27 protein-coding genes are annotated in these 23,984 nt (G+C 55.0%); 3 read left to right on the forward strand and 24 right to left on the reverse strand.

The window, feature by feature from the left end; genetic code table 11:
* Positions 1–57 precede the first annotated feature (57 nt).
* The 21 genes from R8G34_10480 to R8G34_10580 form a co-directional block, all read right to left on the reverse strand.
* The gene (locus tag R8G34_10480) at positions 58–1,008 is read right to left on the reverse strand and encodes a hypothetical protein (protein MDW3223296.1); all 951 of its coding nucleotides are present in this window, start codon (positions 1,006–1,008) and stop codon (positions 58–60) included.
* Positions 1,009–1,016: 8 nt separating this feature from the next.
* On the reverse strand, positions 1,017–1,454 hold the full coding sequence (locus tag R8G34_10485) for a GPW/gp25 family protein (protein MDW3223297.1): 438 nt from the start codon (positions 1,452–1,454) through the stop codon (positions 1,017–1,019).
* Between the two features lies 1 nt (position 1,455).
* Positions 1,456–1,746 carry a PAAR domain-containing protein gene (locus R8G34_10490; GenBank protein MDW3223298.1) on the reverse strand — a complete coding sequence of 97 codons (291 nt, stop codon included), beginning with the start codon at positions 1,744–1,746 and terminating at the stop codon, positions 1,456–1,458.
* An 11-nt stretch (positions 1,747–1,757) separates the two neighbouring features.
* Positions 1,758–3,524, reverse strand: coding sequence for a phage baseplate assembly protein V (locus R8G34_10495; protein MDW3223299.1), 1,767 nt, complete (start codon positions 3,522–3,524; stop codon positions 1,758–1,760).
* Between the two features lie 3 nt (positions 3,525–3,527).
* Positions 3,528–4,217, reverse strand: coding sequence for a peptidoglycan-binding protein (locus R8G34_10500; GenBank protein MDW3223300.1), 690 nt, complete (start codon positions 4,215–4,217; stop codon positions 3,528–3,530).
* Between the two features lie 3 nt (positions 4,218–4,220).
* On the reverse strand, positions 4,221–4,394 hold the full coding sequence (locus R8G34_10505; GenBank protein ID MDW3223301.1) for a hypothetical protein: 174 nt from the start codon (positions 4,392–4,394) through the stop codon (positions 4,221–4,223).
* Complete coding sequence (locus R8G34_10510) at positions 4,394–4,849, reverse strand: phage tail protein (GenBank protein ID MDW3223302.1); 456 nt, start codon at positions 4,847–4,849, stop codon at positions 4,394–4,396. The genes R8G34_10505 and R8G34_10510 overlap by 1 nt, the downstream gene beginning before the upstream one ends.
* A 4-nt stretch (positions 4,850–4,853) precedes the next feature.
* Positions 4,854–5,312, reverse strand: a complete 459-nt coding sequence (locus R8G34_10515) for a phage tail protein (protein MDW3223303.1) — start codon at positions 5,310–5,312, stop codon at positions 4,854–4,856.
* Positions 5,313–5,341: 29 nt separating this feature from the next.
* Positions 5,342–7,516: a cadherin-like domain-containing protein gene (locus tag R8G34_10520; GenBank protein ID MDW3223304.1), complete on the reverse strand. Its 2,175-nt coding sequence runs from the start codon at positions 7,514–7,516 to the stop codon at positions 5,342–5,344.
* Between the two features lie 13 nt (positions 7,517–7,529).
* Entirely contained in the window at positions 7,530–8,258 is a 729-nt protein-coding gene (locus R8G34_10525; GenBank protein ID MDW3223305.1) for a hypothetical protein, read from the reverse strand.
* Positions 8,258–8,839, reverse strand: coding sequence for a DUF4255 domain-containing protein (locus R8G34_10530; GenBank protein MDW3223306.1), 582 nt, complete (start codon positions 8,837–8,839; stop codon positions 8,258–8,260). Before R8G34_10530 ends, R8G34_10525 begins: the two co-directional genes overlap by 1 nt.
* Positions 8,840–9,167: 328 nt before the next feature.
* Positions 9,168–9,338: a hypothetical protein gene (locus R8G34_10535; GenBank protein MDW3223307.1), complete on the reverse strand. Its 171-nt coding sequence runs from the start codon at positions 9,336–9,338 to the stop codon at positions 9,168–9,170.
* A gap of 722 nt (positions 9,339–10,060) precedes the next feature.
* Positions 10,061–10,852, reverse strand: coding sequence for a class I SAM-dependent methyltransferase (locus R8G34_10540; protein ID MDW3223308.1), 792 nt, complete (start codon positions 10,850–10,852; stop codon positions 10,061–10,063).
* On the reverse strand, positions 10,852–12,108 hold the full coding sequence (locus R8G34_10545; protein ID MDW3223309.1) for a transporter substrate-binding domain-containing protein: 1,257 nt from the start codon (positions 12,106–12,108) through the stop codon (positions 10,852–10,854). Before R8G34_10545 ends, R8G34_10540 begins: the two co-directional genes overlap by 1 nt.
* A 46-nt stretch (positions 12,109–12,154) precedes the next feature.
* Entirely contained in the window at positions 12,155–12,814 is a 660-nt protein-coding gene (locus R8G34_10550) for a DUF4157 domain-containing protein (GenBank protein MDW3223310.1), read from the reverse strand.
* 313 nt (positions 12,815–13,127) lie between these two features.
* A complete protein-coding gene (locus tag R8G34_10555; protein MDW3223311.1) occupies positions 13,128–13,595 on the reverse strand; it encodes an Hsp20 family protein in 468 nt (155 codons plus the stop codon).
* A gap of 127 nt (positions 13,596–13,722) precedes the next feature.
* Positions 13,723–14,559, reverse strand: a complete 837-nt coding sequence (locus R8G34_10560; GenBank protein MDW3223312.1) for a trypsin-like peptidase domain-containing protein — start codon at positions 14,557–14,559, stop codon at positions 13,723–13,725.
* Positions 14,556–15,383 (reverse strand): trypsin-like serine protease, encoded by an 828-nt coding sequence (locus R8G34_10565; GenBank protein MDW3223313.1) that lies wholly within the window; start codon positions 15,381–15,383, stop codon positions 14,556–14,558. The genes R8G34_10560 and R8G34_10565 overlap by 4 nt, the downstream gene beginning before the upstream one ends.
* Positions 15,384–15,492: 109 nt before the next feature.
* Positions 15,493–16,815, reverse strand: a complete 1,323-nt coding sequence (glcF, locus tag R8G34_10570) for a glycolate oxidase subunit GlcF (GenBank protein MDW3223314.1) — start codon at positions 16,813–16,815, stop codon at positions 15,493–15,495.
* Positions 16,816–16,974: 159 nt separating this feature from the next.
* Positions 16,975–18,102 carry an FAD-binding protein gene (locus R8G34_10575; protein ID MDW3223315.1) on the reverse strand — a complete coding sequence of 376 codons (1,128 nt, stop codon included), beginning with the start codon at positions 18,100–18,102 and terminating at the stop codon, positions 16,975–16,977.
* 42 nt (positions 18,103–18,144) lie between these two features.
* A complete protein-coding gene (locus R8G34_10580; protein MDW3223316.1) occupies positions 18,145–19,593 on the reverse strand; it encodes an FAD-linked oxidase C-terminal domain-containing protein in 1,449 nt (482 codons plus the stop codon).
* 80 nt (positions 19,594–19,673) lie between these two features.
* Between R8G34_10580 and R8G34_10585 the strand changes: the two genes are divergently transcribed.
* The 3 genes from R8G34_10585 (at position 19,674) to R8G34_10595 (ending at position 21,390) form a co-directional block, all read left to right on the forward strand.
* Positions 19,674–20,366, forward strand: a complete 693-nt coding sequence (locus R8G34_10585; GenBank protein ID MDW3223317.1) for a DUF599 domain-containing protein — start codon at positions 19,674–19,676, stop codon at positions 20,364–20,366.
* Between the two features lie 37 nt (positions 20,367–20,403).
* Positions 20,404–20,754 carry a hypothetical protein gene (locus tag R8G34_10590; protein MDW3223318.1) on the forward strand — a complete coding sequence of 117 codons (351 nt, stop codon included), beginning with the start codon at positions 20,404–20,406 and terminating at the stop codon, positions 20,752–20,754.
* A 90-nt stretch (positions 20,755–20,844) separates the two neighbouring features.
* Entirely contained in the window at positions 20,845–21,390 is a 546-nt protein-coding gene (locus tag R8G34_10595; GenBank protein ID MDW3223319.1) for a hypothetical protein, read from the forward strand.
* Positions 21,391–21,477: 87 nt separating this feature from the next.
* Here R8G34_10595 and rlmH read toward each other — a convergent pair whose 3' ends face one another.
* The 3 genes from rlmH to R8G34_10610 form a co-directional block, all read right to left on the reverse strand.
* Positions 21,478–21,948, reverse strand: a complete 471-nt coding sequence (gene rlmH / locus R8G34_10600; GenBank protein MDW3223320.1) for a 23S rRNA (pseudouridine(1915)-N(3))-methyltransferase RlmH — start codon at positions 21,946–21,948, stop codon at positions 21,478–21,480.
* Positions 21,949–21,972: 24 nt separating this feature from the next.
* The gene (gene rsfS / locus R8G34_10605; GenBank protein ID MDW3223321.1) at positions 21,973–22,341 is read right to left on the reverse strand and encodes a ribosome silencing factor; all 369 of its coding nucleotides are present in this window, start codon (positions 22,339–22,341) and stop codon (positions 21,973–21,975) included.
* A gap of 182 nt (positions 22,342–22,523) precedes the next feature.
* Positions 22,524–23,849: a mechanosensitive ion channel gene (locus R8G34_10610; protein ID MDW3223322.1), complete on the reverse strand. Its 1,326-nt coding sequence runs from the start codon at positions 23,847–23,849 to the stop codon at positions 22,524–22,526.
* Between the last annotated feature and the right edge of the window lie 135 nt (positions 23,850–23,984).

Genomic DNA, 23,984 nt, shown 5'->3' on the forward strand with positions numbered 1-23,984 from the left:
TTCCCCCACTGGTAGAGTGCAGTAACCGAGTGTATCGCGCAAGTTAAACGTTCTCGCTTAGAGCGAATTATCAGAGAGGAAGACGGCTGATAACGTACCGATATCGCTCTCAATAGAAAAAATACCACCAAAGGCATCAGGTGGTGCGGGACGTTCCTGATTTGCAAACTGCATGGACTCGAAATTTGACCGCGCGGGTGCAACAGATCGGCCGATGGCAAATGGACTTGTGGTACGGCCTTCTTCAGAAACAACTTTTACGCTGCCCTGACCGCTGCTGATCACGCGTGTCCCGCACACGCCCAGATTTGCCCAGGTCAAGCTGTCGAATGGCAGAGCGGCACCTTCAGTCACCTCCAGCGACTTGGCCAGGAAACGTGCACGTCCGGAGCCATAGCCAATGTCAACACTGAAGCTCCCCTGTGCCAGTGAGGTATTGATCGTGCCATCTTCGAGAAAATTAGTGAGTGAAACCTGCACTGTCCCGCTATACAACGCACGCCCCGTCGTAGGGATTTCGAAACCCGCTGCGCTGGTTCCGACCACAAGCGGGCCCGTATAATCAATGCGATCCGCGCGATAGGTCATATCGTAAACCGCTGGCAATGTGTCGGATTTTGGAAACCCTTCGCGAGGGATTACAGTGGAGCGGCGCGAGCCGGACAATTCCCCTTCGCCTGAAAGGGACAGCCGCCGGATCTTACTGTCGTCAAATGCTAGATTTCGAGGCAACCCACTGCTACGCGGCACGCCTGTGATCGAGAACATGTCGTAGCCTTCCGTGGCTGTGACCTGCCGAAGGTAGGCCCCTATCAACCGCTTTCCTTCCAGTTTGGTGACGTTGCAGGGCTCAACCGGTGCCAGGCCCAGCCTTTCGCCAACAGCGCTGGACTTAAAGGCGTCAATCGGCCCGCAACTCGTCAGTGCCACCGCCGAAACCGTCAGGATCACGCAAAGACGTTTTATCCGGGGTCGACACGCGGAAGGTTTATCAAGAGCATTCGCCATAGAGCGCGTCACACTGCAGGGATGGGCAAATCGGATACCAAGGTGCCTTCGTTGATATAGTAGGGAAACACCATATTGTGGCGCGTGTTGGTCTGATTGACCGTATAGCTCAACTCAATTCTCAACACCCCCCCGGCCCAGTCCCGTGTCACGACATTAACGGATTTCAGAGTGATGCGCGGCTCAAAGAACAAAATTGCCTGCGTGATCGCAACCCGTATGGCGGCGGCGGTCTCGCCATTCATTGGCGCAAAAACCAGATCATGCAGTCTGCAGCCATAAGTCGGATGCATGACCCTCTCACCCGGCCGGGTTTCCAGCAAAATCCGCAGGCTTTCCACAATATCTTCTTCGCTTTGTGACAGATAGGCCTGCCCGGTATGACCATCAAACCGGGGCGGAAAAGACCACCCACGTCCCAGAAAAGAAGGATCATTTTGCGCCATCTCAGCCTCCGATCATCACTGTCGGGGCACCCACAACAATCGAACCGCCATGCGAGGTGGTATCACCCAAGCGTGCAGCAGGCTTGCCGCCGATCAGGACCGTCGCAGACCCTTTTACAATCGTTGCGGGCGGGCCCACGCAAACGCAATTATCCCCGACAACTGCGGCTGGCATGCTGACAATCAATACCGTTGCTTCACCCGGTCCGATGATCGGGCCACCCACATGTGGCACAAGCGCCGTCACCATTGGGCAGGTTTGCATATCGGTCAATCTGGCGGCGGGTGGCATCGCATATCCTCCTAATTGATCATCACGATGGAGCCTTTGACGACAGTCTGGCCACTTGACGAAATTTCCGCACCAGCAGCGCCCGAAGCCTTGAATTGCGTCTGCGCCGTCAATTCGACATTCATCCCTTTGACAGTCGCGTCACCCGTCGCCTGAAGCGCAATTTTACCTTTTGCTTTCAGGGTGATGTCCCCAGGGCTGTCCAGTGTAATTCCATCGCTGGTCATTTGCATTTTGTTACTGTTGCTGTCCGTAATGACGATGCTCTCTTCGTCATCGCTCAAAACAACACTGTGACCGCCTGGTGTTTCGAGCGTCAGAATTTTCTTCTGGTCCTCAAACTCGATTTTCAGTTGCGATTTGGTGACGATCGCCTTGAACGTGTTTGGATCATCGGGCGCATAGGGCTGTTCGTTTGATCCATTGTGCAAAGAGCCCAGGATCACCGGCGCATTTGGGTCCGCGTTGAAAAAGGCTACAACAACCTCGTCGTCTTTTTCTGGCATGAACTGTATCCCGGCTTGACCCGACGAATAGGGCGCCGCATATCGCGCCCAGACCAGCGTTTCCTCGGTGCCGAACATCGGTAGTTTGATCTGAATCCGCAGGCGTGCGTCCGGATCCTCGATTATTTGAACCACCTTGCCGATCTGCAATCCCGGGATTGGCGTGCTGATGGCCGCCGCATCCGCTCCCCCCAAATCAGAACTATCCGAGCGCCAGCCGTCGGGCAGCCCCATGATGACTTCGGTCGTCCACTCTCCGCCCTCTAATTTGTGTTCCACCCCGGCGACGTAGGCCTTACCGCCAAAGCGGTCCCCAACACCGACGATTTCAATCACGGTATCAGGCAAGGGCAATGCATTGCCAATAAAGGAGCACCGCCCTTGCAGCGCAGAAAGCGAAGACCGCAGTCTGCGCGCGGAAGCCATGACACCGATGTCTGAGGCTTCAATCATATCCGGTGCCGCAAAACTGTGCTCCTGCGCCCCGATGATCTCTGACAATGTGGCATCCGTCAGGTTTCCCCATCCCAGCGCGGGTGGATTGTCGCCCGTCTTTGAGACCGTCTTTTGGGTGCTGTCATCCCAGGACATCCCAGAGGCCGCGCCGATCAACCCACTGGTGTCGACGGCCGCGTCAAAGGAAATGATGTCTACGCCCAAGGTCAGCGTCAAAACTTCCGAGCCACTGGTATTCGGCTCGGATGCCTTAATTGTCCCATCGTCGGCCACAAGTACAAATCCATTGCGATCGGCCAACATCCTCAGGAAATCCCAATCGGTACTATTGTGCTGTACCTGATCCTGAACGCTCATCTTGCCGGCGGCCACATCCGCGGTGAGCCCGGCATTGCCAATGACCTGTTTCATGGCGTCACTGTCATTCTTTTCCTTGAACTGCGCCGTTCGTTTGATGACATTCAATCCAGCTGAATTGTCTCGGCACGTAAGGATCATTTGGGGCGGCTTGAGGCCGCGAATGCGCATCCTCTTACCGTATATCTTTCCCTTGAAGAGTAGTCCCGGATCATTTTCACCGAAATAGGCGGAAATCTCGATTGCTTTGCCAAGATCGAAATCCTTGCCATCAATTTCCGGAAAGTCATTTTCCGGGATTGAGCCGGTTTCAATGGTCACCACCGCTTCTGGGATGCGATTGATCTGTTTGTAAACCTTGACAGATGCAATCATCAAAGTATCCGCGGTGGCCGCACCGGCCACTTTGATGCTTACCCCAAGCGGTCCGTCGGTGTTCAGTGTTGGACTGTCAGCCATAGCTTACCTCACTGGCGGAAAGCGCAAGAGTGTGTTGGGCGCAAGGGTGCGAAAGCTGTCGAGGTTATTCAAGCGCGCCACTTCCAGATATCGCGAGGCATCGCTGTAGATTTTCTGACACAGCAAGGGGAGGGTATCGCCCTGCCGTACCCGCACCATATGCGTCATATCGGGAGAACTTCGGTCCGCTTCCCGCGCTTCCTGCGCCTCCGTTATGGCCTCCACAAACGCCAGCGTGAGTTTCGCGCGCAAAGCAGCGCCCTCGGGATGAAACAGTGTGTAATCCACCGAGAAACTGGTCAGCCGACCAAAGAAGGCTTCCAGCCCTTCGCCCCAAACGACTTTTACCGGGTTCGGTTCATGCGTGTCACCGTCATAATCATAGGCAATGTCACGCAGTTTCTCTATCTGTTCAGCGACGGTCACATCACGGGCATCCGCCACTACGCCGGTGCCATCCAGCGTTATCGCAAAATCCAGCTTTTCCGGTTCGGCGCTTGCGAATTTTGTAATTGCTGCGGATTTCCCGATCGCGCCTGCGCCACTTGCTTGCGACGTCCCGGAATATTTCAAACCCATTTTGTGGGTATACTTCTCCGGATTGATGGTGGCTTCAAAGATATTGTCATCGCCGGATTGCTCCTCGATCTGATCATTGTTGATCTTGCAGCGAATGATCTTGAGCTTGGCCACGGGCTACTGTTCCCGAGCGCGGCGGTCCGCCTCTTCCAATAAGTCGTGCATTTCGTCCAACAGCGTTTGGCGCACCATCGACAACTGCTCTTCGAGTTCTTCCGGGCTGACACCGCCCTTTCCCGCGGCTTGACCAAAGGTGCCACGCACAACAAGACTGCCAATTTCCACCGCCATCACATCATCCTTTTCAGCGTGGTATAGGAGAATTCGATCGTTTCGATCGCGAGTTCGTTTTTCATCGCATCCAGATTGCCAACGGTCCATTTGATCGGAAACGCATTGCCAATCGACCATGTCGCCACTGGGATCCGATTTTCGCTCAGCAGCGCGACGACCATGTCCTTGGGCACAATCGCCTCGGAAAAATCCCCTTCAAGAGTGGACTTGCACCATTGTACCAGCCCGCTCGCCATGGTTGTCATAGAGCGCTTGAGCACAAGGTTAGAGTGCTTAACCGACTTGGGCAACTGATGCACAAATCGGTTTTCACCGCCTTCCGTCAAGGGCTCCAGTTCGATTGAGCTTTCCAAACCGGAAACCTCCTGGAACGCCATATCCGGCACCGGTGGAATAAGCCCCACAAACGATACCGAAAAATGAAACGCGACAGGAGGGTCCATCAGTTTCATGGAATTACGCGTTCTCGATCACGAACCCTTCGTGGGCAATCTCAACGCTTTCCACGGCGACCTCGTTGCCATCCGCCTTGAGGTCCGTGCCCGTCACCTTCACCGGAAAGGCGTTTTGCACCTTCCAGACCATGGTGGGGTTTTGCGCTTCATCCAGTAATGAAATCGTCAGCGCTTTGCGCTTGATCGTGTTCATCTTGATCTCAGCGAACCAGTCGAAAATAGCGTTGTCTTTGACAAACACACCTTTCTTCATGGTGATGTTGCCGGACTTAATCATCCCCGGCATTTTGATCGTTGAAAACACGGGGTTGTTGCCTGCGCGGTATTCTATGACCTCGCTTTCGATATCGAGGCCAGAGACCTCCTGAAAGGCCAGTTCCGTGTCATCCCATTTCACCTGAAAATGAAACTTCGGGAGCGGCCAGACTGCCTGCGTTTGGGCGGAGCCATCATCTGCCATAACTATAATCCTTCATTCTGAGATCGTTCTTACGATTTTTGCATTTGCTGCTGGAAAGTGACTTCGATGAATTCTGCAGGGCGTGTCACGGCCACCAGAACGGTGATCCTCAGAATGCCCTCAAGAATATCGACCGGCGTCATGGTCTCACCCAGACCGACGTGCACACTAAACGCATCCGTCGGCACAGCGCCTGCCAATCCGCCCGCTTTCCAGACCGAAGTCAGGAAGTTCTCGATCATGGAGCGCATTGTCACCCAGGTTTGCGCCGTGTTGGGCTCAAACACATAGGCCTTGGAGGCCAGCCGGATTGATTCCTCGATCATGATCATCGTGCGGCGCACATTGATGTAACGCCAATCGAGACTGTTCCCATCCAGCGTCCGAGCGCCCCAAACAAGCGTCCCCTCACCCACAAACGGACGGATCGCATTGATCGATTTACCCGTGGTCGATACGTTTAGGTTTTCCTGCTCCTCGTGATTGATGTTGACCTTGGGGCCAACTACAGAGTTCACCGACACATTCGCCGGGGCCTTCCAGACACCACGGTTTGCGTCCACCGCCGTATAAATCCCGGCCATCGCTGCTGCCGGCGGCATCGCATTCATATAGGCCGTGATCTCATTCATCACATCCGTGTAAAGTGGCACGGTTGCGCGCAATGTTTTGTCAATTGTGGCTGCAGATGGGTTGTCAAAGACCGGACCCGTCACAGGCCCATCCATCAAAATGCGCAACAAAGCCGGTGCGGTTTCCGCCCCGTCACTGTCCACAATGGTGTAACTTGCAACAGCCTCTGGTCCGGCAAATTCAGGGTTCGGCTTGAATGTCACCTTGCCCGTTTTGGCCACACTCCAGTCGCCCACACCTTTTTGCGACTTGGCTTTGCCCTCCGCATCATCGGAATCGATCAGTTTGACGCTTGCTTTATCCGCGCCAGGATGATCGGCGGCGACATTAATCTCAACGGCCGTACCCGCCTCAACCGCGCTTGGATCCAACAGTCCGCCAACGACTTCCACGTCGATGGTTTTTGCATCCGTTGCGATGCCGTTCTTATCCGTCACGATGAGATCGAACTTGCCCTTCGCACCAGCGTCCGCTTGGTGAACAAAAGACACCTTGCCCGCTTTCAGGTCGGCCTGCGTGAAGCTCGTCGCATCCGCGCCATCGACTTTCAGCGCACCGGCCATGTCATCCGTGCCACCGTCCAGTTGATAGATCAGATCTTCATCACCCGTATCATCGTCCTGGGAAACCACGTCCTTTTCCGTAACAGCAACAGTGCCGCCCCGCGTTACGGACAGGGTAAAATCACCCGCCAGAACCGGCGCACCGACGCGGTCGATTTCCGGCGAAAGTTCCGGGTCCCGCTTTACGCTGCGCTTCATCAATCCGATGAACATTTTGCGGCTTTTGGCATCAACATTTTCAAAGTCAAAATCGCGCGACTGATAAATCGAGGTATCAAGCCACGGATAATAGGTCGTACCAAAATCCAGATCGTTGATGCCGATGTCATTGCGGAACGTGGCAACGGGATTGCCCAGAGGGTCCGCCTGTGCCAGATGCCCGCCAGAAATGTCGAGGATCGCAAAGCGGTTCTTCATGTCCGAGCCGCAGTGTTTCAACATCGCCTGCTGCACTTTTACCGCATTCTGACGCACCATGCGCGTGGTTTCCGGGATGACCACCATCGTGGGTTCAGGTTCTTTCTTCAGTAAAGAAATCCCGGCCATGACCTTGTTGGCGTCGATCTCGTCATCCGCATATGTGCCAACCGAAACGATGTAGCAGGCGCCACCGCCGTTTTGGAAGAACAGCCGCATCGCGCCGTAAAGAGCATAAGCCTTGTTGGTTTGTTTGAGCTCGAAAGCTTCCTCTCCCTGCGGCCCCTGGGTGGTAAATTTCGCGCGCGGTAGTGCCGCAGGTTTGGCTGCGCCCTCAGGAGAGAGCGGTGACACATCGTCAAATTCCGCCCAGGGTATGATCTCGAACTTGGGGTCCGGCGCATAGCCAAAATAGCTGTGAAATTCGGACATCGATGTAATCCGCCACGGCGTATTGGACAGCGAAACGTTGCCGTTCATTGCCATCTCTGTGTAGCCGATAAAGGCCGGTACGGCGGTTGCAACCTGCACAACCGAATTGGGGAATGCGTTTTTCTCAACGATGTAAACGCCCGGCGTCTTCATGGCCATTTTCAGATCTCCTTCACCATAGTGAGACGTAAATGTCTGATTGCAGGCGCGCAGCGCTACCTGGCTGTTGTTCGATCGGTTTGAACGAAATCCCCGCTGCGGGGAGGACTGGTACAAGTGCTTCGGGCCCAAACGCACTGGGCCGCTGTAACGTGAATTTTTGGGTTGGCCGCGCGCGCGCTGGAAGCGGTCTGTCAGAGCGAATAACAAAGGCCTGTTTGCCGTTTGGCAAAACAACAGCGCCTAAAGGGGAAAAAGTCGTCTTGGATGCAGGATCCACGATCTCCAGATCCTCCGAACTTTGCGCGCCAGTGACATGATAAGCCCAAAGCGCTTCAACCGCGCTGAAGTGGACGGAACAAAACCTCTCCTGATCCGGGAGTAGCGCAAACCTCAGTCGCGCCAGACGTTGGGCCTGCGTCTGTGGTAGCCGGTCTGTCGCATCAGTGGCATGAAATTCAAACGCGTCACCCGCGACATCAAAGGCCAGCACATGATGCCAGTCCGCATCCTGAGTCACGATAAAAACGTCCGGGTTCATAGCGCCAATGTCGAGCAACAGCGCATCGGGACGCGCGTCCCCATCATCAGCAACAACCAGAATTTCATTGCCGCTTTGACGCAGAATTAAACCAGCTTTCGAAAACGCATGTGCATCTGCTGGTGAAACCCGCAACGGAACATTTTCAGATCCATAAAAGTCATGCGACAAGGTCAATGTCAGGATCTCGCGATAGGCCATCAGGACGCACCCCCGCCCTGACTTGCCGACTGGCCAGGTCGTGTAATCAGCGGCACCACTTCGGAAACGGCACCCGCATCAATCATCACCGAGCGCATTTTGAACATCACCGATGGTACATAACGTCCACCAAGATTGCCCCACAACTGACCCATTTCCTCAACCTTGAGGTTGGCGATGTCGAGGCTGAGTTGATTCAAACCCGAGGGCATGTCCGGCGTATTGCGTGGAGTCATGACCGGGTTGGCCTGAAAGTAGGTCAACGCCGAGGAGATCAGCTTAAGCCCCTCTCCGTAAGTTTCCGCATCATAGGCCGACGCCAGCATGAAATAGATATCTAGATGAATAGGTTGCGCCTGCATCATTTGCACGGTGCCGCGACCACCAGCGGACGCACGCGGCGTTGAATCCTGCGCGATGTTTGTCAGGAACAGAACCAACCGGTTGCGCGCGTCTGCCGTAGGCTTCCCCTCGGCATCCACCAGCGGCGATATACTGACCAATTCATCCGGAACGCCATACCGAGCGGTAAGATGACTGTTTAGTCGTTGAGCGACCAGACCCAGAGCCAGATCAATCACAACGCGTCACTCTGACGAAACCCATCATAATCGAACTGTCAGGTCCAGTAAATCTGACCGACATCAACAGCCCCCACTTTTGAATTCAATCTCTGTAGCGTAGACAAGCTGCTGCAAAAATCAACTCATGAGTGAATTTATTTTGCCTGTGTTTCCGGTCATTACCACACAGGAGAACGCACGAAATTATGCACCAAGTCCCATAAATACCGATCCCTTTCGTATTTATTACGGCGTGACATGACCGCAAGCCGCCGATCACAACAGTCATACACCTGACGAATAGCCCAACCGATCAATGATCCCAGGGTTCACCCCTCAGAGCCCCTTAGAGAATTGCAGGACGCGAGGTTGCGTGCGCACATATCATCAAGGCCAGTGCCCGCATGCCCAGAACGACCAGCAGCACCGTGAAGAAATCCGCATCAATAAACCCGAGCATATTCCGCATTGCAGACGCGTTCAGCAGTTCGTTTTGATCGTCACTTTCAGTCCGCAAGCCAGACAAATTTATCAAGGGCCAAAAGGAACGATGGGTCGCACAGCGCGGCGTTTTCCACTTGCTCTGTCGCTGGCATGCTCTCGGGCGTTGCGTCGGTACGAAACACTCCATGGCGATAGACTTTGATCTGATTTCGCCAATCGTGCGGCACGCATGCGATATTTTCATTTGCGTACTGGCAAAACATTGTTTCTACGCGGCGGAAAGACTCAGACTTGGCAAAAGACGGTTGGAAAAAAGACTTCCGACCCCACTCAAACCACGCCACACCCCCAAGCACCAAAATCAGACGCCTGTCTTGACGCAACAAAAGCAATGCAATCCGATTTTCGAAAATGCTGTCTTGTAACGAGACAAGTGTCGTCGAAGTCTTCGGGCAGATGCGTGCCTCGAAAACTAGGCACCTGCGCAAATGTCCAAGTCGTTACTGAGCAAGTCGCGGTACACCCATAAGACGATGCCGCGCGCGTGGATGTCTGCCCAAAATGGCCCCTGCTTTCCAGCGGTGCTTCGCAAAATCAAGCGTCATCGTGGTGTTCAAAGTGACTTACCCGTTGTTTTCCAGACCCTGTTGATTTTGTGACGTGACTTTCGCCGGTTCCAAAGCGAACCTGCAACGTTTCCTGCCAAATCGTGGCTGTATACTTCACTTTTGAATTTCGCCGCGGCATCCATCACGACGTCTGACCGGGTCACAGACCCTCGTTCCAATAACTAATTCATGAAGGTACCGCCTCGGCGATAATGCCGTACCCCCACCGTGCGGGACAAAGCGGCGTCAGGAGGCCGTCAATCCACCGCGCCACGCCGTTGTGCAGCAACCAGCTTTCCGGCAAAACACTTTCTGCATTCAGGCGTCGTAGCTCAAAACCAGCCTCCGCCAGCTCTCTGCACAGGCGCCCGGGATCATAAAGCTGGTAAGGCAGCACCACATGTGTACCGTTCATATGGCGCTTGTATTTTATTGCACCTTCGGCATCCGGGCCAGCCAAACGCTGCTCCGCAAAAAACCGCCGTGCCATATTGGGAACGGAAATCAACAATCGCCCCGTCCCCGGTTTCAAGGATCGACACATTTGACAGAGCGCGTCGCGACGGAGATCGGCGTCTTCGATGTGACCCAAAACACCGAAAAGGCAGAGCATGACATCCACTTGCCCCACCCGTTCAATATACTTTTGCAGTGCATCGGGCTCGGGTCCGAGTATGTCTAAATCGTCCCACCCTGCCTGACCCGCGCGCTCCTTGATCAAAGCAATCGCCGCAGGACTAATGTCAAATCCGGCAGCGCGGCCGATCATGCCCTGCAAACGCAGCAAATAGCGTCCACTGCCACATCCAAAATCCACGATATGTGTTGTGGATGTTACGATCTGGCAAATACGATGCCATGTGGTTCTATTCGGGCTCGGGTAGCGTCGGTCATAGTGGCCAGACGTGAAATAGGTGTGATAGGAAGACGCAATTCCGGCGCGCGTAGCTTTATCATCTGTTGGGCCCTCGTCCCGCATCAATTCGGTGCCACGGTGCCAACTCCAAGATAGCCTTCGATGCGTTTTCGCCATCTTGGATCTCGCATGAGTTCGATCATCGCCTTGTCTATGCCGCGCCGCAGATCGCTGCGATCTCGCGAGATTCCCCACCCGTAGGGCTCATTTCGATAGACTTTTGAGTCAACAGAAATCCGGTCAACATACTGTTCCAGACGCGATAAATACGTAAGAGCGACCCAATCCCCCAGAACCGCATCGACGTGGCCTTTGTCCAGTCCTTCAACAGCATCGGCCCATGAGGCGTAGACAAGGCAGGTATCCACTTCGCGGGCAATGGATGCCAATGCGCAGACCGCTTGGGTTTTGTTGACCTCTGGTCTCGGATATTGTGCGATCAGGAAGGCCTGCGCTGTTGAGCCTTCCAGTGTCGCAATGCGCATTTCCGGCAATCTGGCCGCGGGCGTGGCGCCACTGCCGCCAATGGAGCCCACAAAAGCGGTGGTCAGAACGCCCAGGATCGTCGCCGAAAGAACCGTCCCCAGCAAAGCCATGAAGATCTCCAGCAACCGGCCCCATCGCGTCCGAAATTGCTCTGACAGGCCTTTCAGTCCAATGGTGCGCACCAGAGCCTCAACTGTGCTGTCAAACCAGTGACCAACGCCAGCTTCGATTTCGCCCGCACTGGAGCCTGCACGCAATGCAGCCCGGATCAGAATTGCAAGCACAAGGTTGATTGCGAGAAACACCAGAATTGCGCGGATCACGCCCGGTTGCGAAATCGTCTGCACAATCACACCTGTGGCCGCGGCAAAATCAATCGCGCTGTTGGTGCGGTGCGCCAATGTCAGGCCCGACTGCAGGTATTGTTGTGAAAAATCAAATTCCTGCATGCGCTCAGCGGTAATGGTCAAAGGGGAAATAACAACGTCGACATCGCCATTCGCCAATGCTCTGATGTGATCACCAATCCCGTCACACGTGATGATATCGCTCTTGGACATCAGGCCGGATGTCGTCAATTCGTGTTCAATTGACGTCCAGATGTCGACGGCAAAACCTTCTGCCAAACCGTTGTGGCTTTCGGACGTAAAAGGGGGTGCATCACGGATTGCGACAATGACGTCTGGCCGGTCTGCTCCTGTGGCGGCCGTTCGGCAGGCGGCCTGTGCGACCTGCGAGAAAAGCATCAGACACACGAAGATGCCTGCAATTGTGCGGATCGGTGACGGCCAGGCCGTCACTGAAAACTCGCGAACTGAAAAATGCTTCTTCATTCTTAAAGGAGGGTCCGTAAAAGCGTGTGACTTGTTCAGCGCGTGCCTAGTCCGGCACAACGGCATTTCCCTCTCGCATCGCGCGCGCGCCCATTCGGTCGGCTTCGCCCTCCAAACCTGCGTCATCATTGATCTGCTGACCTGCCAACTGCGTTGTCGGTTTCACGCGGCCCTGCGCCTGTTGTGCGACGTGCCAGGCCTCGTGGGGCAAGTGATGTTCCTGCCCCGGACCAAGATGGATCGCCGATCCCTGAGCATAGGCATGTGCCTGAAGTTGGGAAGGTTTTGCGGAGTTGTAGTGCACCTGCACCGAACTCATGTCGACGCCAGACAGGTTTTCCACACCAGCTTGCAGAGCAGATGGCAATCCGTTTCCGGATCCCGGATCCGCTTGGCGTTGCACCGGTTGTTCGCTTGCAAGCTTGGACATTTTCGCCTTGCCTTGCAGCAACTCTTCATCTTCCATGCGTTGGACGGGGTCGCTGGACAATACATCTCCCTTTGCCTTACCCTGCAACATCTCATCCTCCTCCATACGCTGGACCGTATCGGCCGCGCATTGAAGCGTCGCAAGATGATTTTGACTGGCACTCGCGTCCGCCCGGTTCTGCAATCCGTTCAGGTTTGAACCCTTGACAGACCGACCCTCAGGTTGCGCAGATTTTTGCGGTTTTCGTCCGCGTTCAGAAGCAAATATTTGTGCCATCGAGTATCCTCTTCGGCACAACCGTAGCACGAAAATAATCGTCGCGTCACCTGACAATTGTAGCAGGTGAACAGGGTGTTGTTTAGAGGCTTCTTCGACCGCGCGATCGACTGGCGCCTTCTTCAGGCTTTTGCTCTCTCAATGGAAACAAATCATCGAGGCGCGCCAATTGCAAAGAACCTGAAAACCCTTTGTTCAGAAAGCCAGTTGCCTAGCGCTTGTCATCTCCGCAGGGTTTTACCTAGCCAAGAATAAGGCCCGAACACTCGGTCCGGGCCATTCTTATCGAGTCTTATCGAGCGAACTCAGAAGATCAGTTGACCGACTTGGCGTCGACAACGTCTTTTTCAATCTGCTTGGCGGAAGAGATCGAAATCTGACGGGGTTTAAGTGCTTCCGGCACTTCGCGCGCCAAATCAATGTTCAACATACCGTCAACATGTGCCGCGCCGGTTACGTGGACGTGATCTGCGAGGTGGAACCTGCGCTCGAACGCGCGCGTGGCGATACCGCGATGCAAATAGTTGCGCGCAGTATCCTCGTCGGCTTTTCGGGCCGATACAATCAGCGCGTTTTCACGGGTTTCAACGGAAAGGTCCGCGTCAGAAAATCCTGCCACAGCAATTGAGATCCGGTAAGCATCATCTTCGAGCTTTTCAATATTGTACGGCGGGTATGAGGGCTGCGTCTCCTCCGTTGTCAAGACGCGGTCCATCAGGTTGGCGATTTGATCAAAACCGACCGTTGCGCGGTAAAGTGGTGCAAAATCATAAGTACGCATAGTGTTATCCTCTTTTTGAGCGATTACGCGCCAGTGGCTCCTGTTGGACGCACACCGACAATGGTTGTTGCCAAAGCCCTGAACAGGCACTTCGGCTACTCATAATTTGGGGATGGTTTTTAGGCTTTCAAGACCCCTCGGCGAGAACAAATTGCGCGCCACTTTCGGACACAATACTACGACGGTCATCGCCCGAGAGAATAGCGCCTGCGTCAGCGACGGGCCTGTCAGAGTTCGCACGCATCTGCGCTTTCAGGTCCTCAACCAGCTTGGGCAGGATCATCCCATATGTAGTTTTCTTGCCTCGGAACAATCCAACACTGGACACCAAGGACACGATTTGACCACCCTCACCTGCTTGACTGAAAACCGGCGCTCCGGAAGAGCCGAACGTAGCCTCGCAATCCATCAGAATGACGTTTTTATATCCATCAAACACCTCGCATCCACTTTCGTGCGAAAGAGATTCCGCGCGCCCTAGGCCATATGAAACAACATTTACGGGCCCGTCGGTGTGTGTAGAAGAACGGACGGAAAATGGATTCAGAACATGTGTTGGAATAGGTTTGGCAAGGCGCAAGAGCGCCACATCATGACCTACACTTTGGGCCGTGGGACCAACGCGGACGTCATATCCGGGATGAACTTCGACCTGCGCCACTTGACTTTCGGCGACGGCCACCCCGCGGTGAAGACCAGCACGGAATTTCAGGCCCGCAGGTTTTATCAATCGTTTTGTTCTGGATGAGTAAACACAGTGCGCCGCTGTCAAAACGAGATCAGGTGCAATGAGCGTCGCTGTGCAGAATCCTGACATTGCGGCGTCCAACCTCCCGACTGCGCGCCACGCCTCTGGGTTGTCAGTGTCACCGAGACTCACGAGCGTTGCATTGTCCTGCGCCAAAGCACCGGCAGGCAAAGACATCATAAAAGCGACCACCAACGGACCCAGAAAACGTTTCATTGCATCACCTCCGGCTTTACGAATTTGGCACCGCTGGTCATGCGCCCTTGACCGACAGCGATCCGTGGTGCGATTGGCGGTGTGGTTTGATAAACACCCCTGCCCGAGACCAACTCTGCGCGCAGCAAAGACAAGGGCGCCGCCAAGGCGGTGCCCAAGGAGACATTTGCGCCCTCGATCTCTGCTTTGGCCGACACCACGGAAACGATCTGTGCCCTGCCATTGAAAAATTCGAAAATGGGTGCGCCGGAAGACCCGAAATCCACCTCGCAGGACGTCACCAACACGCCCTGCCGCACCGTCAGAACAGTACACATTTCTTGAAGGGATGGGGCTTCGGAACGATCGTGCGCGTAGCTGACGACGCCGACATGCGCGCCAATTGCAGGACGCGCCGCAGTCGCAAAAGGCTTGATTGTCGTATTGCGGATCGGGCGCGCAAGTTCAAGAAGCGCGACATCATTTTCCACTCGCGACGACGAAACCTTTTGTGAATAATCGTAGTCGGGATGCACCACTGCGCGGCGCACATTGCGATAAGCAGACGCGCGACCGTGCCGCCAACCGGCGCGAAATTCTATGATTTCAGGATTGAGCGGCTCACCGGAGGCTTTATCGAACAAACAATGCGCCGCAGTGAGGACCAAGTTGGGGCTGATCAATGATCCGGTGCAAAATCCTTTGCCACCAATATCCAACCGTCCCACGGCCTCCCAAGCACGCGCGTCAAAACCATTTTCCAGCGATTGCAGGCCGCGGTCTTGGGCGAACGCACCTGTTGTCGCGCCCACAACGAGCGCGGCTGAAACCAACCACTGGATCATCTTGAATTCCTTCGTCACTGATCCCTTGACGTTAAGGATCAGTTACGGCGGAAATGCGGCGCTCCCGGGGCCAATGATGGCGATTGTTTACCGTTTGTTTGTCTTTGGGTTAGCGCAGAATTGGGATTTCAGACCCAGGGTTGAAATCTTCCATCAGGGCGGGAGGCTTCGGACCGCCGGTGGCCCAATCCAGCAATTCAACCGTGTGCACGATCGGTAGTTCTGTACCGGATCCGATCTGCATCATGCACCCGATATTACCGGCGGCGATCACGTCGGGGTTCTTTGCCTCAAGTGTTCGGATCTTGCGATCCTTCAGTTTCTTGGAAATTTCTGGCTGCATCAGATTGTATGTCCCGGCAGACCCGCAGCATAGGTGTGGATCAGATGGTTCGACAATTGTATACCCTGCGCGCTTCAATAAATCCTTGGGATAAGTCTTGATCTGCTGGCCATGTTGCAATGAACAGGCAGCATGATAGGCGACCACTGTATTTTGATCCACGCCTTCCGGCAATTCCAGTTGGATCAGCACTTCCGAGACATCCATCGCAATTTCGGAAACCCGTTTTGCATCTGCGGCCAGCGGTTCGTTGCGGAACATATGCCCGTAGTCCTTGACCGTCGTGCCACAGCCGCTGGTGTTGATCACGATGGCATCCAACCCGTCTCCATCCATCTCACGCGCCCAGGCCTCAATGTTTTTGGCTGCTGTGGTATGGCTTTCGCTGGTCTTGCCCATGTGATGCGTCAGTGCACCGCAACACCCGGCTCCTTCTGCCACAACCACTTCGCATCCCAAGCGCGTCAGCAACCGGATGGTGGCATCGTTGATATCCGTATTGAGAGCACGCTGCGCGCATCCCGTCATCAATGCCACGCGTTTTTTACGTGGCGCTTGGGACGCAAAGGTCTGTGGATCATCATTGCGGCTGACCGGCGGAATTTTCTTCGGTGCCATCTCAAGCATCGCCCGCAGACGCGCATCTGGCATGAACCGCGCGAACGGCCGCCCGAGTTTAGCCCCCACAAGGGCCAGCCTGAACCGCATCGGATAAGGTAGGATCAACGCCAATACCCACCGCAACGCCCTGTCGCTCAGCGGTCTTTTGTAGCGTTCTTCGATGTATTCGCGCGCGTGATCGACAAGATGCATATAGTGCACACCTGAAGGGCAGGTGGTCATACAGGCGAGACAGCTCAGGCATCGATCGATGTGTTTGACGGTCTTCTCATCCGGATCGCGGTCGTTTTCCAACATATCCTTGATCAGATAGATACGACCTCGAGGGCTATCGAGTTCATCGCCCAACACCTGATAGGTCGGGCAGGTCGCCGTGCAGAAACCGCAATGTACGCAGGTCCGCAGGATTTCATTGCTGCGCTCAATGCCGGGGTCTTTAAGCTGCTCTGGGGAAAACGTCGTTTGCATATCGGTCAGGCCTAATAAATTGAAAGCAGGGTGGCTGCTAAGAACAGAGGTGTGGAAGCCAAAGCCACTATTGCGACAATCGCGTGCGGACCATTGCGCGTCGCACTGGTGGCCATGGCCCTTTTCGAAGTCGCCGATCCATTAATCAAAAGCTGCATGTCAAACTCCTGCCATCAATCCGGCATTCAAGATGCCGCGTGGGTCAAACCGGGCCCGCAAGCCAGAAGTGATCTTGGCGACGCCTGGCGCTTCGGGGTGAAACACTGGCAATGTTGCTCGCGCCTGCTCGGATGCTTTGACCAACGTCGCGTGCCCATCAAAAACGCCAAGTTTGGCGCGCAAATTCTCGCCTTGAGGCATTCGAACCCAGACTAGCCCACCGGCCCAATCGAAATACCAATCCGGAGCACCCGAGCGCGCCATAAGCGCCGGCGCGTCCGAGGGTTTGCAAGAGACACGCCAGATGTCTTCTGGCGCGTCTTTCCAGAGTTCTGCGTCGCGTACGCTGCGCCACACCTGCTCTGTCATTGCGGCATCTCCGACAGTCATGTCCTTGCAAATGGGCGCAAGCAGGTCTTTGAGGCGATCAAGACGATAGGCGACCGAGGACTCGAACCCTTCAACACGCAGCACCGTCACCAGCCCGTCATCCACAAGCTTGGCGCAATGTGCAGCGCCGCTGACCTCATAGGGCGACCCCATGGCCGCAGACATGGCGCGCACGGCCTCATGGTCATCCAGTCCGCGTAACACAAGCGTGCCTTGCGTCTCTGGAGTGGGCAACACTTTCAACGCGACCTCGGTCAAAACGCCAAGCGTCCCAAATGCGCCGCTCATCAACTTGACCAAATCGTACCCCGTCACGTTCTTCATAACGCGCCCGCCGTTTTTCACAACGTTCCCGGCCCCATCCACATAGCGCACACCCAGAGCGTAATCGCGCGCGGCACCTCCCTGGATACGACGCGGACCGCTAATGTTACCAGCGATCACACCACCAATCGTGGGCTCACCAGACGTGCCGAGCAATGTACGATGATCCATCGGTTCAAAAGCCAAACGCTGGTTTTCCGCCGAGAGCGCCGTGGTGATTTCCCTGATCGGCGTGCCCGCTTGAGCGACAATTGTCAAAGCACCGGGTTCGTAGAGAGATATCCCAGAAAGCCCGCCAACGGACAAAACATCACCGGCAATGTTCATGCCACGCGTACCGCCGCCTTGGATTGCCAATGGCCCTTTGGCTGCCTTGATGGTGTCGGCCAGAGCCGCTTCGCTTTCAGGTTTCATGCGTGTCTCATCTCAAAAAATATGGCCGCGGTGGGGCCGTGATCATTCAGCGGCCAATGCGACAGACCGGCGTAGTTCAGACACAGCAAGTGGAAAGACCTTTGCCGGATTGAGCAGCCATTGCGGATCAAAAACATCCTTGATCGCCATCTGCGCTTCCAGATCTTCGGGCGCGTATTGGTATGTCATCAGGTCGCGTTTTTCGATCCCGACACCATGTTCGCCTGTCAGGCACCCGCCCGCTTCGACGCACAGCTTCAAGACCTCAGCCCCAAATGCTTCGCACAGCTCCAGATCACCCGGTTTATTGGCGTCAAACAAGATCAGCGGATGCATATTGCCGTCACCCGCATGGAAGACATTGCCAACCTGCAGCCCGTATTCCTTGGACATTTCGCCAATTCGGCGCAGCACAAACGGTAGGGAGCTCACCGGGATGGTCCCGTCCAGACACATGTAATCATTGATCTGGCCAATCGCGCCGAACGCAGATTTGCGGCCCAACCAGATCAGCGCACTTTCCTCGGCAGACTTGCTTTCACGCAGTTCAACCGGGTTATGGCGGCGCGCGATCTCCATGATCAGGGCCAATTGGTGATCAATCTCGGCGTCTGAGCCTTCGACCTCAACGATCAGCAAAGCTTCGCAAAGAGGATAACCCGCATGCGCGAAGTTTTCACACGTCTCAATGCACAATCGGTCCATGAATTCGATGGCAACGGGCAAAACACCCGCTTTGATAATGTCGCTGACGCAGGCCCCAGCGACCTCGCTGTCGTCAAAGCCCATCAAAACGGGTCGTGCGCCTTCTGGTTTGGCCAGAATACGCAATGTGGCCTCGGTGATGACGCCCAGCTGACCTTCAGAGCCGCAGACAAGACCGAGCAGGTCGAGCCCACCGCTGTCCATGTAACCGCCACCGATCTCAACCACTTCGCCGTCCATCATCACCATGGTCACGCCGAGTAGGTTATTTGTGGTCACGCCGTATTTCAGACAATGCGCCCCGCCAGAATTCATCGCGATGTTACCCGCGATAGCACAAGCCAGTTGGCTTGACGGATCTGGTGCATAGAAAAAACCGTTTTCCTCAACCGCGCCCGTCACGCTCAAATTAGTACGTCCGGTCTGAACCCGGATCAGGCGGTTGTCATAGTCTGTTTCAAGAACGTCACTCATGCGCGCCACACCCAAAATGACGCAATCCGCCGTCGGCAACGCACCACCGGCCAACGAGGTTCCCGACCCACGCGGCACAACGGGAACGCCTTCTTCGTGGCAAATACGCAAGATGTCGGAGACTTCCTGTGTGGTTGACGGCAAGACGGCAACCATCGGCGGACATTTATAGGCCGTTAGCGCGTCGCATTCATAGGCACGCGTCTCGGACTCTTCGTGAATAACTGCGTCATTCGGCAAAACGGACTGCAAACGTCCCACGACCCGCGCTTTGCGGGCCAGTACGTCCTTGTCGGGAATCGGCATTTCCATCGGCATTCCTCCATTTGGTAAATTAATATTACCAATTTCACCCATTGGCAAGCTTTATTGGAGATGCGATGCGTCTCCTCATGACATTACTCGACCGCATCACCCTGTTTCAAACGCTCGATTTTGTCGGGCTGGCCCTGCTGTTTACGCTGTGGATTGCGATCGGCTTCTGGGTTGAGCACCCCTCGGCCAAACACAAATCCACCTCTTTGATCATGGCCGGCTATCGGCAGGAATGGATGCGGCAAATGGTGACCCGCGAACCGCGCATCTTTGACGCGCATGTTCTGGGCACATTACGGCAAGGCACAGCATTCTTTGCCTCAACCTCGGTCATCGCCATCGGCGGAACACTGGCGGTGATCGGCAACGCAGAACGGCTCGCTGGCGTCGCTTCAGACATCACATTGATGGATCACCCGACGATTGTCTGGGAATTGAAACTCATGGTTCTGGCGTTGTTCCTGACCAACGCGTTCCTAAAATTCGTATGGGCGAACCGGTTATTTGGCTATTGTTCCGTACTCATGGGCGCGGTACCCAATGATCCAAAGCATCCGGACGCATTTAAAGGCGCAGAAAAAGCCGCCCAGATCAACATCACAGGCGCAAGGAGTTTTAATCGCGGTCTCAGGTCACTTTACTTTGCACTCGCTGCTGCCGCATGGCTCGCTGGCCCACTTCCTTTGATCATTGCATCCCTTTTCACAGTGATTGTTATATGGCGCAGAGAATTCGCCTCCGTCTCTCGCAAAATACTTTTGGCCTCTTAAATACCACGTGGGTCGCATTGCATTGGTTGGATTTGAAATGAAGTACACAGTATTGGCTTTGCTTTTATCGGCGCTGCCCGCCCTGGCAGAACCCCCGCGCATAGATAACGTAAAGGCCAAAAAAACGGGCGACAGCTGGCGGTTTGATGTCACAATTTCGCACCCGGATACGGGCTGGGATCACTATGCGGACGCCTGGCGCATTTTGGACATGCAAGGCAATCAGATCGCCATCCGTGAATTGGCGCACCCTCATGTACAGGAACAACCCTTTACGCGATCGCTGTCCGGTGTGCGTATCCCAGAGGGAACCACGCAAGTTCAGATTCAGGCGCGCGACCTTCCGGGTGGCTGGAACAGCACGACGACTGTGATAAACTTGCGGTAACTTGCGCCAGGCGTTGACGGCCAGACGTTTACTCTGCGCATCAACCTGACACCCGTGACTATTTCGGAGGGAAGAAGTTGGAGAATACAGATGAGATCTGAGCTCGAACGTCGCCTGCAAGAATATGATGGGGTTGCCGTTTCAATTTTGTCGGAAGCCAAGACGGCGTACAGATCCATACCCGGCTATTTTGAAGCCCTCTTGCGCCTCACGGGCGAGCCTCGCCAGCACACATCGGAAGCGGCAAGCTGGCTTATAAAAGCAGAAGCCGATGACGGGACGCAATTCGACATAGAATTCACTGATCAACTGTCGCAAGTATTGCATGACATTCATCCTTGGCAAGCGAAACTCCATATATTGCAATCAATTGAGTCTTTTGAATTGGAAAGAGCACAAGCCCAGAGGTTTTTTGATTGGGCCACGTCGCTTGCAGATCATCCCCGGCCGTTTCTACGAGCATGGAGCCTGCACACCAGAGTGGTTATTGGATCGCAATTTGCGGATTTCCGGCATAAGGCCAAGATGGCCCTAACAGCCGCAGGAAGCGATTCCGCTGCATCAGTACGCGCCCGAGCCCGCAAGCTATCACAACAGTTTAGCGCTGGAAGGGGTGATAACAGTTTGCGCGACTGAATTCGTGATGTTCGCCGTGAAGGAAAGAACCCATAGCCGACATCTATCCAGCGTTATAAACCCAGTTCCGCCCATTTCTTCCGGCCCTTAGTCACGGTGGTAAGGCCCGCCCGACAGGATGGACGCTGCGCGGTAGAGTTGTTCAGCGAGCATTACGCGCACTAACATATGTGGCCAGACCATCTTGCCAAATGACAGAGAGAAATCCGCCTCGGCGCGTAGGTCCGGGGCGATGCCATCTGCACCTCCTATGAGGATCGCCAGATCGCGACGCCCAGCATCGCGCCATCTGGCCATGCGCGTGGCAAATTCGGGCGATGTTTCAAGCTTGCCACGTTCGTCCATGGTGACAATCAGCGCGCCCGCTGGGATTGCACGGCGCAATAGTTCTGCCTCCGCTCCCATGCCAGATGCTTTACGATCATCCACCTCGACAACGCGCGCAGGCCCGAGGCTCAGTCCACGCCCGCTTCGATCAAAGCGCTTCAAATAGTCGTCAATGAGTTCCTTTTGCGGCCCCGCACGCAAGCGTCCGACCGCAACAATATGCACGCGCATGATCAGGCCACCAACTCAGGTAAATCAGTTGGTCGCTGACTCCGAACCGGATACAGGCTGCCACATCTTTTCGAGCTGATAGAATTCGCGCACTTCCGGGCGGAAGACATGCACGATCACATCACCTGTGTCGATCAGAACCCAATCTCCGGCGTCTTTGCCTTCCATCTTCGCCGTGCGGCCAAATTCATCCTTGACCTTCTGCGCGAGTTTTTCCGAAATCGAAGAAACCTGACGGGTCGAGCGACCGGAACAGATGACCATATAGTCACCAATCTCCGTCTTCCCGCGCAGATCGATCTGCACGATGTCTTCGGCCTTGTCGTCGGAAAGGGATGAAAGAATAGTCGCCAGGAGCGCGTCGCTGGTGGCTGTGTCGGCAGCAGTGACCATTACTGCGTGCCCGTTTTGAGCAGCACCTGCTGCTTCAGCATGGATTGACAGGACATTGTCCTCCTTTGAACGCGCCGCCAGACCCCCGACGCTGGGGTGACTGAAGGGTAACAACTGAGCGGCAACAATTCAATGACGGGGTTGCAAATGCGTTAATCTTACGTTCCGTCAGTGCTGAAAAGCTAAGCGTCATCCAACATGCGTACTTCGCGCTGAGGGAAGGGGATTGAGATGTCATTGGCCTGAAAGATGTCCCAGAGAGCCAGATAGACATTACCCCGAATGTTTGTCAGACCCCCCGTCGGATCGCCAATCCAGAAGCGCAGAATGTAATCTACCGAGCTGTCGCCAAATCCGACGATATGGCACACAGGCAGCTTGGGGTGTGACAACACTCTATCCACACCGGTTGCTGCCTCAATGGCCAGACGACGGACATGATGCGGATCGCAGCCGTAAGAGGTCCCGAAGTAAATATCGAGGCGCACAAACTGGTCAGAATGAGACCAGTTCACCACCTGCCCGGTTATCAGATCCTCGTTGGGAATGAGATATTCGCGGCCGTCCCGCGTCACAACGCTGACGTAACGCGCGCCGAGCGCATTGATCCAGCCAAAGGTTTCACCCAGCGAAATCACATCGCCAGGTTTGATGGACTTGTCCAGCAGAATAATGACCCCGGAAACGAGGTTGGACACGACCTTTTGCAGACCAAAACCAAGGCCAACACCAATGGCACCTGACAAAACGGCAAGGCCTGTCAGGTCAATCCCAACAGCTTTGACGCCAATGAAAAATGCACATCCGTAAAGGGCAATCTGAATCCCTTTGACCGCCAGCACCTGCATCGAAGGGCTGATGTCTTCATTCATACGAATGCGTGCCGAGACCGTTGTGCTGACAAGGCGCGCGCCGGTAAAAAGCAAGCCAATAACGACGGCAGCCACGAGCATTGCCAGCATCGAAATCCGGAAATCGCCGACTTCAAGAGCCAGCCCGTCCAGAAAAGATGACACCTCATCGCCAAGGCCCGCGAACTGAAGGGTCACATAGACCCACAATCCCCAGACCACGATGCGCCGCATGAACCTGTTGCGCACCAGACGTCCCGCATAGGCGATCATCACCCATGTCGCCGCGAGCGTGGCCACCCCGCCGATCAGATAGGAACGCGACGGCCAGGTGAGGCTCTGCATCACCAGATACACGCTATAGGCCATCAAGGCGAAAAGGATCAGCCCCATGCGCCGCTTGATCTGAATGATCATCCTAAGCTGCCACTTGGACCAACCCTCTACAGCGCGCACACGCGCTTCGATGGCACGCCCGGACACACCGTGCAAAACATAAGCTAAACCGGCCAGAAACAGTAGAATCAGCGCCTGGTTCTGCCGCCAGCCCGGTTCAATAAGATCTTCCGCAAACAGCGAGATGAGGTTCCAGATCTCATCAACCGACATCAATACATGCCCAAGCGGTTCTTCTAGATTTGCAATTGGATCAGCCATTCTCGGACCCTTGCACAGTGCATTGATATCAACAAGCCAGCGGGCCTTGCGGCAGGGCCAACAGCACTGTATCTAAGCACAATGGAACGGGTCTTTGATATGGACGACCGCGCACGGTTGCGTGAACGCTTTTTC

The organism is Paracoccaceae bacterium (assembly GCA_033344815.1).
In the GTDB taxonomy this organism is placed as follows: domain Bacteria; phylum Pseudomonadota; class Alphaproteobacteria; order Rhodobacterales; family Rhodobacteraceae; genus Roseobacter.